At 65.3% G+C, this 11,965-nt stretch carries 10 protein-coding genes; 7 read left to right on the forward strand and 3 right to left on the reverse strand.

Annotated elements, in window-relative coordinates; genetic code table 11:
* The first annotated feature begins 1 nt into the window (after window position 1).
* Window positions 2-1,441, forward strand: a complete 1,440-nt coding sequence (locus AU193_RS21300; protein ID WP_064424362.1) for an MCE family protein — start codon at window positions 2-4, stop codon at window positions 1,439-1,441.
* Here AU193_RS21300 and AU193_RS21305 read toward each other — a convergent pair.
* Window positions 1,438-1,881 carry a nuclear transport factor 2 family protein gene (locus AU193_RS21305; protein WP_064424363.1) on the reverse strand — a complete coding sequence of 148 codons (444 nt, stop codon included), beginning with the start codon at window positions 1,879-1,881 and terminating at the stop codon, window positions 1,438-1,440. The two genes, AU193_RS21300 and AU193_RS21305, sit on opposite strands and share 4 nt — an antisense overlap.
* A 32-nt stretch (window positions 1,882-1,913) precedes the next feature.
* On the opposite strand from AU193_RS21305, the gene AU193_RS21310 reads away from it, so the two are divergent.
* The 6 genes from AU193_RS21310 to AU193_RS21335 all read left to right on the forward strand — a co-directional run bounded on the left by AU193_RS21310 (window position 1,914) and on the right by AU193_RS21335 (window position 9,271).
* Window positions 1,914-2,354, forward strand: coding sequence for an SRPBCC family protein (locus AU193_RS21310; RefSeq protein WP_064424364.1), 441 nt, complete (start codon window positions 1,914-1,916; stop codon window positions 2,352-2,354).
* Window positions 2,355-2,392: 38 nt separating this feature from the next.
* Complete coding sequence (locus tag AU193_RS21315; protein WP_064424365.1) at window positions 2,393-2,833, forward strand: SRPBCC family protein; 441 nt, start codon at window positions 2,393-2,395, stop codon at window positions 2,831-2,833.
* A gap of 130 nt (window positions 2,834-2,963) precedes the next feature.
* Window positions 2,964-5,534 carry a helix-turn-helix transcriptional regulator gene (locus AU193_RS21320; protein ID WP_172798381.1) on the forward strand — a complete coding sequence of 857 codons (2,571 nt, stop codon included), beginning with the start codon at window positions 2,964-2,966 and terminating at the stop codon, window positions 5,532-5,534.
* A gap of 100 nt (window positions 5,535-5,634) precedes the next feature.
* A complete protein-coding gene (locus AU193_RS21325; RefSeq protein WP_064424367.1) occupies window positions 5,635-5,946 on the forward strand; it encodes a hypothetical protein in 312 nt (103 codons plus the stop codon).
* Window positions 5,943-6,707 (forward strand): ABC transporter ATP-binding protein, encoded by a 765-nt coding sequence (locus tag AU193_RS21330; RefSeq protein ID WP_371259263.1) that lies wholly within the window; start codon window positions 5,943-5,945, stop codon window positions 6,705-6,707. The genes AU193_RS21325 and AU193_RS21330 overlap by 4 nt, the downstream gene beginning before the upstream one ends.
* Window positions 6,707-9,271, forward strand: coding sequence for an ABC transporter permease (locus AU193_RS21335; protein WP_064424368.1), 2,565 nt, complete (start codon window positions 6,707-6,709; stop codon window positions 9,269-9,271). The genes AU193_RS21330 and AU193_RS21335 overlap by 1 nt, the downstream gene beginning before the upstream one ends.
* 12 nt (window positions 9,272-9,283) lie before the next feature.
* Here AU193_RS21335 and AU193_RS21340 read toward each other — a convergent pair whose 3' ends face one another.
* Together AU193_RS21340 and AU193_RS21345 are read right to left on the reverse strand one after the other, a co-directional pair.
* Window positions 9,284-10,603 carry an acyltransferase gene (locus AU193_RS21340; RefSeq protein WP_172798382.1) on the reverse strand — a complete coding sequence of 440 codons (1,320 nt, stop codon included), beginning with the start codon at window positions 10,601-10,603 and terminating at the stop codon, window positions 9,284-9,286.
* Window positions 10,588-11,946: a cytochrome P450 gene (locus AU193_RS21345; RefSeq protein WP_064424370.1), complete on the reverse strand. Its 1,359-nt coding sequence runs from the start codon at window positions 11,944-11,946 to the stop codon at window positions 10,588-10,590. The genes AU193_RS21340 and AU193_RS21345 overlap by 16 nt, the downstream gene beginning before the upstream one ends.
* Window positions 11,947-11,965: the final 19 nt, after the last annotated feature.

Consider the following 11,965-nt stretch of genomic DNA (forward strand, 5'->3'; position numbering starts at 1 on the left):
CATGGTGCGACTGCCGCGCACGACCTGGATTCAGCTTGCCATCCTGGCAGCCGTCACGGTGATCGCCTGCAGCATAATGGCTTTCAACTTCGTCAAGGTTCCCGCACTGCTCGGTGTCGGTCGGTACCACGTGACGCTCGACCTGCCGTCGTCGGGCGGTCTGTATCCGTCGTCGGTGGTGACCTACCGGGGCTCGGAGATCGGCCGTGTGACGTCCGTCGACGTGACCCGAGACGGCGTGCGGGCCGCGCTGAAACTCGACTCGTCCATCAAGGTGCCCGCCGACGTCTCGGCGGAGGTCCACAGCCGCTCGGCCGTGGGCGAGCAGTTCGTCGAGCTGACGCCGGTGCCGGGCACTGACACCGCGACAGCGCCCGCGCTGCGCGACGGAAGCGTGATTCCGTCGGGCAAGGTGAGGGTCCCGCCGGACATCGCCGGTCTGCTCGATGCCACGGACACCGCGTTGCAGGCGATTCCGCAGGACAACCTGCGCACGGTGGTCGACGAGGCGGCCACCGCGGTGGCGGGCCTGGGACCGGAGTTGTCGCGGATCGTCGACGGATCGACCGCGCTGGCGAACGACGCCGGCAAGACCGTCGGCCCCATCACCGCATTGATCGACGAGTCAGAGCCGGTTCTCCAATCTCAAGTGCAAACGACGGACTCGATCCAGACGTGGGCCAGTCGGATGGCCGCGATCACGGGTCAGCTGAAGGCGCAGGACGCTGCGTTCGCCGGTCTGCTCGAGTTTGGGGCACCCACGCTGGACGAGGGCCGCGCGGTGTTCGACCGCATCGCGTCCCCGCTGCCGCTCCTTCTGGCCAACATGGTGAGCCTCGGCGACATCGCCATCGCCTACCGCAACGACATCGAGCAGCTGTTGGTGCTGTTTCCGCAAGGCACCGCGGTCATGTCGGCGATCATCCTTCCCAACGCCAACACCAAGCAGGACTACAAGGGCGTCTACCTCGACTTCAACCTGAACCTGAATCTGCCACCACCGTGTAACACCGGCTTTCTGCCTGTGCGCCAACAGCGTTCACCGTCCGAGCAGGATGCCCCCGAGCGACCCGCCGGTGACCTGTACTGCCGCGTGCCGCAGGATTCCGACCTCAATGTCCGCGGTGTGCGCAACATCCCGTGCGAGACGGTGCCGGGTAAGCGCGCGCCGACGATCGAGATGTGCGAGAGCGACGAGCAGTACGTCCCACTCAACGACGGTTACAACTGGAAGGGCGATCCGAACGCGACCCTGAGCGGTCAGGGCGTCCCGCAGTATGCGCCCGGCCAGGACCCGCGGACGCCGGCGCAGGTCGCGGCCGTGCCCTACGACCCGTCGACCGGCGACTACATCGGCCCCGACGGAAAGCGCTACACCCAGGCCGACCTCGCCGAGCCGCAGGACAAGACGTGGCAGTCGATGCTGGTGCCGCCGGGCTAGCGGGCCATCGTCGAATTCGGCGCGCTCCAGTCGGTGGAGACAAACCGGTGACGGAGCAACCAGTCGTCGCCGACCGGCGCGAACACGTCACGGTAACGGCCGTAGTGGTCGAGGCCGATCTCGGTGAACACCGTGAAGTAACAGGAGACCCGCGCTTCATCCGGCGTCACATCGGTGAAGCGGATGTTCGTCACGTTGTGGCGCACGATGCGTCTGACGTCCGACTCCGACGCGGCCGCGTTCGGCGCCGCGACGGTTCCACCCAGATAGTCCACGATCGCGGCACGGCCCCGCGCGGGCACGGTGCCCCGCACCTCGAGAACGCCGTCATCGCAGAAGGTGGCGGCGAGTTCCGGTAGCCGCAGCGCGTCGCCCGACCAGTTGTAGCGGGCGAGGGTGTCCCTGATGCGTTCCCGTGCGCAAAGCTCCCAAAGTTCCATGCCCGTAACCGTAACGGGGCTATGGTCGCGCCATGGCTACCAGCGATTCCCGCGAGGTCGTAATCGAAGCGAGTCCGGCCGAGATCCTCGACGTCATCGCCGACGTCGAGTCCGCACCGGACTGGTCCCCCCAGCACCAGGGCGCCGAGGTGCTCGACAGGGACGCCGAGGGGCGACCCGGCCGCGTACGGCTGAAGTTGAAGACCATGGGTATCTCCGACGAGCAGGTCGTGCAGTACACCTGGGGTGAGAACACGGCCGGCTGGACGCTGCTCGAATCCAGCCAGCTCAAGACGCAAAGCGCGTCGTACACACTGACCCCCGACGGCGAGAAGACGAAAGTCCGCTTCGAGATCACCGTCGACCCCGCGGTGCCGATTCCCGGGTTCGTGCTGAAGCGGGCGATGAAGGGCGGGCTGGAGGCCGCCACCGACGGCCTGCGCAAGCAGGTGCTCAAGCTCAAGCGGGGCTGACGGGTTTCGACGCGCGCCGGGTTGGCAATGAAACCGGCATGGCTGTCACCGAATCCCGCGAGGTCGTCATCGAGGCGACACCCGACGAGATCATGGACGTGCTGACCGACCTCGAGTCGCTGACCGAATGGTCGTCGGCGCATCAGGAGGTCGAGATACTCGAACGCGACGACGAGGGTCGCCCCCGCAAGTCGCGTCAGGTCGTCAAGATCGTCGGGGTCTCCGACGAGCAGGTGCTCAACTACACCGTTCACGACGACGGGGTCAGCTGGACTTTGGAGAGCTCGAAACAGCAACGCGCGCAACAAGCGCGGTACACCCTCACGCCCGAGGGCGACAAGACGAAGGTTCACTTCGAGCTGATGGTCGACCCGCTGGTGCCGCTGCCCGGCTTCTTGATCAAGAGGGGCGCCAAGGGATTGATGGAGACCGCCACCGACGGACTGCGCAAGAGAGTACGAGAGGTCAAGAGCCGGTGACTGGGCCAGCCGATTCGTCGACGTTCGGCGGGCGATAACTCGCGAAATTCTCCGCCTGGCGGCATGCGCCTTCTAGGCTCGTGACGTGCATTTGTCGTGGCCGTTGACCGGCCGCACGCAAGAACTTCGAATGATCGGGACCGCCATCGCGGCCCCCGACAGCTCGGGCATCGTCATCTGCGGAACAGAAGGTGTCGGCAAAAGCCGGATCACCCGTGAGGCATTGTCGGAGGCGGCGTCGCGCGGTTTGGACACCCGCTGGACAGCGGGAGCATCCTCGGCCAGAGCGATCCCGCTCGGCGCCTTCGCGGCCTGGGCGCCGGCGGGTGTCACCGACACCATCCAGCTGCTGCGCGGGGTCATCGAGAGCCTGGCCCCGGCCTCGTCGAGCGCCGAAGTGGTCATCGGCGTCGACGACGCACACCTGCTCGACGATCTGTCGGCCTTCGTCGTGCACCAGATCGTGCAGCGCGACGCCGCCAAAGTGGTACTCACGATTCGCGACGGAGAATCGGTTCCCGCCTCGGTTCGGGAGATATGGGCTGCCGGTCAGTTCGCGCGACTTGACCTGGAGCCTCTGTCGCTCGACGAAACGGCCGCACTGCTGACGGCGGTATTGAGCGGCCCGGTGCATCCAGATGCCACTCGACGGCTGTCGATGCTCACCGGCGGTAACGTTCTCTATCTGAGGAACATCGTCGAGCAGGAAGTTGCCGACGGCCGGATCGTGCACGCAGACGGCTCGTGGCGTTGGGTCGGTGATCCCGTCATCCCGCCGGGCCTCGTCGAGCTTGTCGAATCCCGCATCGGAATCCTGCCCGCACCGGTTGGCGACGTAATCGACGTCGTGTCTGTCGGAGAGCCGATCGACCTCGTCGCCCTCACGAGCATCACCGATGCGGCCGCCGTCGAGGAGGCCGAAGCCCGAGGGCTGATTGCCTTGGAAAACGCCGGTGGCGGCATCGAGGTACGGGTGGCCCATCCGCTCTACGGCGAGGTCCGCCGACGGCGTGCCCCAACCAGCCGATTGCGACGGCTGCGTGGATCGGTGGCCACGGAGCTCGCAGCATCGACCGACCGCGATGACATTCGCGTCGTTGTGCGGCGCGCGACGTTGAGTCTCGACTCCGACCTCGCGCCTGATCCTGATCTTCTGGTCACGGCTGCGTACGGCGCCGTTTGGCTGGGAGATCTCTCGCTCGCTGATCGGCTCGCTGCGTCCGCATCTGCAAGCGGAGGCGGGCCGGAGCCGAAATTCGTTCGCGCGCATGCGTTGTCTTGGCTGGGCCGTGGCAAGGACGCGGAGGATGTGCTTGCCGGGATCGACCGCAGCCGTCTGACTGGCCACGACCGCGCCAGGCTCACCTTCCTCCGATCCAGCAACTTACTGTGGGCGCTCGGTGATCCCGCACGCGCGAAGGCGCTCGTCGACGATGCGTTGAGTGACACGCTTCCCGGCGATCGCACGTACCTCGATGCCTTCCTGACCGTCTACTGGTTCGCGATGGATCAGCCGGAGAAGGCGCTGGGTGCCTCGAAAGGGTTTGTTATTCAGGATCTCCCCGTTGTCGGTGCCGAAGCGGCCTGGGCACTTGCCCAGATCTGTGCGGACGCTGGACGCACCACTGACGCACTGGCGTACGCGGATGCCGGCTACTCCGTCGCGACTCGTACTCTCGATGCTCCGCAGATGAGGTTCAACATCGCGGACGCTGAAGTCGGTGCGTTGCTTCTCTGTGGCCGGGTGGGGGATGCGACGGCCGTGGCTCAGCGTACCCGGGAACAGGCGGCCGACCTGCCAGGCGTTGCGCACCTGATCGGGTCCGCGGTGGCGGGTCGGGCGGCCCTCGGTGCCGGTGAACTACGCAGTGGATGTCAACTTCTGGAGCAGGCAGTAGAAGGGCTTCGGACGACACATCCCGACGGCTGGGGATACCGCTATCGCATACCGTATGTGACCGCGCTCGCGATGCGTGGCATGGCTCGGGAGGCGGCAGCCGCGCTGACCAAGTTGGCCACAGTGCCGCGCCGATTCCGCTTCCTGGATCACGAGCAAGCCCTGATGCGCGCGTGGGTCGCCGCCAGCCAGGGCGCCGTCAGCGAGGCGATCGCGACAACGGTGTCGGCCGCCGAACGCGCTTGCGCCGAGCAACAATTCGCCGCCGAGGTGCTGTGCCTTCAAACCGCCACGCAGTTCGGCGACCGCAGCAGCGGACCTAGGCTGCGCGAGCTGGTGTCCACGGTCGAGGGGCCGCGTGCCGACCTCGCTGCACGTTTCGCTGAGGCGCTGGACGAAGACGATCCTGTCGGGTTGATCGCGGTGTCAGAAGGTTTCGAGCACATCGGCGATCTCCTCGCCGCGTTGGACGCGGCCGCTCACGCCGCCCTGGCATATCGGCGGGAAGACAAGCGGGGATCGGCGTTGGGATGTGTCACGCGCGCCGTCGCCCTGGCCGAGCGGTGCGGCGCCAGTACTCCCACGTTGCGCCGCGCCAGCGAGCGGTTGCCACTGACGGAGCGCGAAGAAGAGATCGCGATGATGATCGGTGAGGGAATGTCGAACCGCGCGGTGGCTGAGCGACTGACACTGTCGGTGCGCACCGTCGAGAGCCACATTTATCGCGCCATGATGAAGACGGGTACGAACAGCCGCGACGAGTTGGGCGCGCTGTTGTCTCGAGGCACGCCGTCTAAGTACTGACGACGCGGGGTCGCTGAAACTGCAGTGGCGACCTACTGCATTGGCGCCAGCCGTGACGGCTGACGATCAGCGGACACAACGCCGAACGAGGAGGCATGAAGTGTCCGATCTGATCACCCGGCCCGCCGAGTCCCTGGAAGTCGTCGAAGAGATCCAACACCTCGTCGAGGTCACCGACCACCCGCCGGTGCTCATCACGGAGCAACAGGTGGCTTTCAGCACGGCAGCCGCCGCGGCGTTGCCACGCACGAAGCCCGCGCATGGCCTGGTCGCCTCAATACGCGCGATGCTGGCGAGTCACGCGCGGGATGTGGTGTCGGCAGAGGACCATGTTCCGCCGCGGCACTATCCAGGCCGTCGCGAGGCGTTTCTCGAGGATGCCGCGATGGCGCGCGAGATGCGCAGACTGTGACGTTGTTTCAAAGCGGGCTGCCCGCAGATTCCGTCTCGTGCGGATGTTGCGACGACCCGGTTGCGCCGGTACTGAACCTGCGGGGCGTCACCAAGACTCACCGTAGGGGCGACGAGTGGGTGCACGCGCTGCGTGGTATCGACTTGTCCTTGACTGCAGGGGAATTCGTCGTGGTCACCGGGCCGTCGGGCTCCGGTAAATCGACCCTCCTGCATGTCGCCGGTGGTCTGGATACGCCCGACAGCGGCACGGTGGTGGTGGCCGGGGAAGACCTCTGGAACATGAGGCGGGGTGCTCGCGCGGCGTTCAGGCGGCGCAACCTCGGGTTCGTGTTCCAGTTCTTCAATCTCGTGCCGATGCTCACCGCGGTCCAGAACGTGTCCTTGCCGCTGGTGCTCGACGGCATGCCGTCGCGAGCCGCCGACGGGCGTGCTGAGGAGCTACTGGACCGGGTCGGGCTCGCCGACCGAGCCCGGCACCTTCCTGCGGAGATGTCGGGCGGACAGATGCAACGCGTGGCGGTGGCGCGCGCGCTCGTGGCCCGGCCGTCCATCATCCTCGCCGACGAGCCGACGGGGAATCTGGATCGGCAATCGTCTATCGAGGTGCTGGAGCTCCTGCGCTCGCTTTCGGACGACGACGACGCGGCCGTCGTGATGGTGACGCACGACCAGACGGCCGCGTGCTACGGCTCCCGCGAGTTACACCTTGTCGACGGCTGCGTCGTCGCCGCCGACACCGCGTCCGACGGGAACGGGTGATGCGCCGGCTGGGCGCTGCGTGGGTGTCGTTTCGGCGGATTCACCTCGCCGCGTTGATAGCCGACTGGCGCCGGACGCTGTTGAGCGTGATCGGTGTCGCGCTCGGAGTGACGGTGGTCCTCGCCGTCCTGATGCTCAAATCGGAACTCCTACGCCCATTCGAGGCATTCGGCCCGTCGCTCACTCATGCCGCCGACACCGAGGTGGTCGAAATCACGCCGAAGGTGAACGGTCGCTTGCCGATCGAGACGGTCAGCCGGCTGCGCTCGGAGGTGGCAGGTGCGGAGGCGGTCGTCCCGGTCGTCGCCGGTTTGGCACCCGTGGACATCGCGGACAGCAGGCAAGGGTTCTTTCTGCTCGGTGGGTCGTGTCAGATCGAGCTGTTGGTCGGCTCGTTCAATTGCGAGCAGCGGGCCCGCGATACCACCACCACCACAGACGGCCCAGGGGTGCCGTTGCAAATTCCGACGGTCATCGCCGAGCGGCATGGTTTACAGCTCGGTGATGAGTTGCGCATCCCGGGTCTGCCCCCGGGGTCCGCGTACCTCGCCTCGACGTTTCCGGAGTTCGACCGGGTCGAGGGCATCAACGACGGCTACGTGCTGTTCGCGCCGTCGGAGGAGATTGCCGCGCACCTGCTCGGCTCGCCCGGATACGCCACGGCCGCCTTCGTCCTACCGAGGCCGGGCATCGAGAGATCACAGATCATCACCGCCGTCGACCACGTGATCGCCGGCATCGCCACGGCGGGTCCGCCGCGGCCCCACCTCCCCGCCGTTTTTGAGAACGCCACGCAGACCTTCAACCTGACCGCGTTCGCCGGAATCCTGATCGGCCTGCTCATTTCGGTGAACACCATTCTGCTGGCCGTCGAGGACCGGCGGGCGGTGATGGGGACCATCGGCGCCATCGGCGCCAAGCCGCTCGGGTTGTTCGGGAGGATGTTGGGCGAGGGCGCCGTGGCGGGTTTCCTCGGGGGACTGGTCGGCGTTGCACCGGGTTTCCTTCTCGGGACATATCTTGTCAACCGCTTCGGGCGGTCCATGCTGGCCGGTTCCGGTGGCACGATCGCTGCGCACTTCAGCCCCAACATGATTGTGATCGGTGCCCTCGCCGGGACGGTCTCGGGCATCCTGGCGATGACCGGACCGGCCCTCAAGTTGGTTCGCGAGGGACCGTTGGCGTCGATGGCGAGTGTTGGTGGGGCGCAGCGCGCCCGGACGGTCCCCAGGTTCCTGCTGATCGCCGGGGTGTGCTCGCTGGCGACCGCCATCGTCGTGTTGATGATCTTCGAGCGCGGATCACTGCCGCTCAACGCGGGCATCTACGGCATGACGATCGGCTTGTGGGGGGTGGTGTTGGTGACAGCATGGGCGGCTCCGCGTGGCGCAGGGCTGATGATTCCACTGCTGACGACCGCACATCCCGTTGGCGGGCGGCTGCTCGGAGCCGACATGCGGCGATACGCCGTATTGTTCGCCCTGTCGGCCGCGCTCCTTGCGCAGGGCGCCAGTTCGGCCATCAGCTCACACAGCATGCAACTGCTCGGAACCACGCAGATAGCAGAAGAAAAGGCCGACCGACTGCCCACGGCCTTGTTGATCGCTGCCCAATCGGTGCTCGATCAGCGGGACAGTCAGATCGCTGACGCAACCTTCGACCGGGTGACTCTCGCCGCTGACGGGCGCAGTGTGACATCGCGTTGGCGATCGACGATCTCGTCAGGGACACTGTCACGGCTGGTCATCGGCGTCACCCCAGGCGATTGGTACAGCACGGCGCTGTATCAGCCGACGGGCGATGACTTCTGGTCGGCTCTTCGCGACGGGGAGATCGGGCTGAGTCAGATTGCGGCCGGCCGGCTCGGTGCCGTAGCGGGCAGCATTGTCGAGTTGCCGACCGTCGCAGGGCCGAAACAATTCCGGGTCGCCGGGATTTTTCAGCCGCGCATGGTGAACGACGCCGCGGTGGGCGACATCGTGCTGGTCTCTGACAGCGTGGCCCGTACGGATTGGGCAGCCGTGCGCGATCAGATCGCGGTGAACTATCCGTCCGCCGCCGCCGCAACCGCTCACCGCGCCGATGTGGTCGACGTCGGCGCCGGATTGCGGGTGTACGACAATCAGAAGTGGCGCTCGGAAGCCACAGACGGCCTCACCCGATTCCTGGAGCCCTTCACGATCTCGGGATACGTCGTGATGGGTGCCGCCGGCTTGAGTTTGCTGAACGTGTTCGTGTTGGGACTCGTACAGCGCAAGCGTGAGCGAGCTGCGTTGCGCGCGATCGGAATGACCGTCGGCCAGGAACAGACCGTGATCATCGCCAACGCCGGCCTGCTCGGCGTACTGGTCGCCGGACTCGCCGTCCTCGGGGGAGCGGTCCTGACCTATCTGTGGTCGCTGGGCTCACCGGTGTACTACGGCATCAAGATCGATTGGGGCCTGCCGCCACTGGCGTCGGGGACCGGGGTTGCAGCAGTGTTTCTTCTCGTCATGGCGGCGGCGGTATATCCCGTCATCCATGCGCGGCGGCTGGAGACAGTCGAGGTGTTGCGAAGCAGTTGACCGCGCCAGACGCTAGCCGTGGACTTCGCGGTGCAATCGTGGAATGTCGTCGCAGATCCGCCGGAAGCGGTGCATGTATGCCCGAATCAAGGGGCTTGACATCACCTGGAACTCTCTGGGCGGCAAGCTCATTTGAAAGACCAGTCCGCGGCCGTCGATCCCTTCCATGATGGCGCCGAGTCCCGCAACGGGTAGTTCCATCAACAGCGTGCAATAGGACGTGAAGGTGTCTTCGAACTGGATGCGATAAACGCCGAAGTTGCTCAGGTTCGTGATGAGTGGGTTCCACCGGGCCGGATTGAAGGCATTGGTGACACAACGAGCGGCCTGCCACGCGTTGGCGGCATCCAGGAACTGTTGGTTGATGCGCATATCGCAGTGTTCATCGGCGAACTGGTCCACGCTGTGGCGGATGCGCTCGGCAATTGAACGTGCGGCCTCTTCACGTCGTAAGTCCACGTTCAGCGTCGTGACGATATTACCGAGGAGCATGGGATCGAGGCCGCAACGATGCCGTGCATTCACGACGACCGCCAGAGTGCGGCGATCCACGGCGGGATCCGCCATCATGAGAGCTGCCGAGACATGTGCGCACACAACGTCGTTCGCTGACAGCCGCATGCATTCCCCATATCCGTCGCGCATGCGTACGATCTCGTCTTCGCCGAAGTAGAAGCCCACAGTCCGCTGCTTTCGCGCCTCCCTGGCCAGGTACCGCGCACTACGCGCTATTTCTGCCACCCCGAGACAACGCACCCCGGGCTCCCGAGCGCCATCGGCAGGCAGATGCTCGTCGAGGTAGGCAGCGCGGTCTTCGACGATCAACGGCTCAGCGAGGGGTTTGTCGGCGGCGGTGGCGGCCCATGCATTCATGAAGTGCATCAGCGTCTGCATGTCGCCGATGGCGTGATGCCACGAGAGACCGATCGCAGTCGCATCGTCCGCAAGGTGGGTGACACGCACCTTGCAAACCGGACCCCACCCCCAGCGAGCCGTAACGCCGTTCACCGGATCGATGAGCCACCGTCCGTTGTCTTCTGACACCGAACCGATCGCCTGACGCAGCGTGCGGTCAGATGACACCGAGGTGACGGGCACACCCTGGCCCGAACATCGAATTCCCATCCGACCGTCGATCAGGGCGATCCGCCCTGCAAAGAGCGGATAGCTCGTGAGCGCTTGCGCAAGTGCACGGGTGAGCGCAGTGGTGTCGAGAGCCCGCTCAAAGAAGAAGACGATATGGATAGCCAGGTTCGCCACAATGGCGTCGCCGACATTGCAGCGGATCTCCAACCGCTGTACGTGCGTTGGTCTGATCAACTGGGTCGACACCGGTCTACGTTCCGACGGTTCACAACCACGCGGCCGCCGCGCCTGGGAACATGCGCGACTCCACGGAAATACGATTTCTCATCGGCGGAGGCATCGGTCTGTATCTGGAAGTGTTGCAGCACCGTCCGCAGCACGATGTCCATTTCGGTGATCGCGAAATCCGCGCCGATGCACCTGCGTGCGCCACCACCAAATGCCAACCATTCGGGTGCCGCCGGCCTGGCGCCACCGAAGCGATACGGGTCGAAACGCTCGGCGTCCGAAAAGACGTCCGGATTCATGTGCAGGTCGGCAATGCGCACGAGCACCGTGCGACCAAGAGGAATCCGCCACTCACCGAGATCGAAGTTCGACGCACTAACCCGGCGACCGATCACATCGAGCACAGTGCGGACTCGCAACAATTCGAGAATCGTGGCCCGACGAAAAGCGCTGCCCCCCTCGTCGACTTCTTTCACAAGATCAGCCAGCACGATCGGATGGCGCCGCAGCCGCTCGAATGTCCAACTCAGCGCTGACGCGGTCGTTTCGTGGCCCGCGCCGATGAAGGTCAACAGTTCGTCGCAGATATCCTGCCGCGGCATCGCGGTTCCGTCGTCGCGCATGCTGCGCAGCAACAACGCCAGGGCGTCCGCCCGCTCGCCGAGACCCGGATCGGCCTCGGCTTCCTCGATCAGCGTGAACACGATCCGGTCGAATGCTTTGTGCAACTCATCGAGCTTGCCCCACGGAGTGTGGCGTCCGGTAAGAAATCGCGGTGCCGGCACGAATGCCACCCGTTGTCCTAGTTTCATGAAGGGCGGAACGATGTCACGAAGTTCCTCGAGTCCCGCCCCATCAGTGCCGAAGAGGGTCCGCAAGATCACATTCAAGGTGATCCTGTTCATCGGTTCGAGGGTCCGGATTTCCTTGCCCTCAGGCCACGTCGCGATCTCACGCAGTGTTTCGTTCTCGATGATCTGCTCGTAGCTCTTGAGGCTCTTACCGTGGAAAGCCGGTGCGAGAAGCCGACGCCGTTCCCGATGCCGACTGCCGTCAAGTGCGAATATCGACCCGGGTCCAAACAAACTACTCAGATTCGGCTGCACGTTGACCAGTCGATCGGCACTCGCAGTGCACACCGACCGCACCAGAGCCGGGTCTGACACGACGACGGACCGACCAAAGAATGGGACGTTCAATTCGAACAGGCGTCCGTGTTGTCTGATCCACTTGCGCATTGCCTTGCGCCGGAACACAGCGAATTCAAGCCCCTGCAGGAGTTTTGGTGAGCGGACCGGCGGTGGTTTCATCCGGTCCGGCGCCGCCGTTCCGATCGGGTCGGCCATGGCGAGGTCGGTCATGCGGCCCCCTGGTTCGATG

It is taken from the genome of Mycobacterium sp. GA-1285, from assembly GCF_001499905.1.
GTDB lineage: Bacteria > Actinomycetota > Actinomycetes > Mycobacteriales > Mycobacteriaceae > Mycobacterium.

What these genes read in the sequence shown, in the direction of transcription:
- AU193_RS21320 (WP_172798381.1), top strand. Translation starts at nt 2,964, where the DNA reads ATGATCGGGACCGCCATCGCGGCCCCCGACAGCTCGGGCATCGTCATC.
- AU193_RS21300 (WP_064424362.1), top strand. Translation starts at nt 2, where the DNA reads ATGGTGCGACTGCCGCGCACGACCTGGATTCAGCTTGCCATCCTGGCA.
- AU193_RS21315 (WP_064424365.1), top strand. Translation starts at nt 2,393, where the DNA reads ATGGCTGTCACCGAATCCCGCGAGGTCGTCATCGAGGCGACACCCGAC.
- AU193_RS21305 (WP_064424363.1), bottom strand. Translation starts at nt 1,881, where the DNA reads ATGGAACTTTGGGAGCTTTGCGCACGGGAACGCATCAGGGACACCCTC.
- AU193_RS21345 (WP_064424370.1), bottom strand. Translation starts at nt 11,946, where the DNA reads ATGACCGACCTCGCCATGGCCGACCCGATCGGAACGGCGGCGCCGGAC.
- AU193_RS21335 (WP_064424368.1), top strand. Translation starts at nt 6,707, where the DNA reads ATGCGCCGGCTGGGCGCTGCGTGGGTGTCGTTTCGGCGGATTCACCTC.
- AU193_RS21310 (WP_064424364.1), top strand. Translation starts at nt 1,914, where the DNA reads ATGGCTACCAGCGATTCCCGCGAGGTCGTAATCGAAGCGAGTCCGGCC.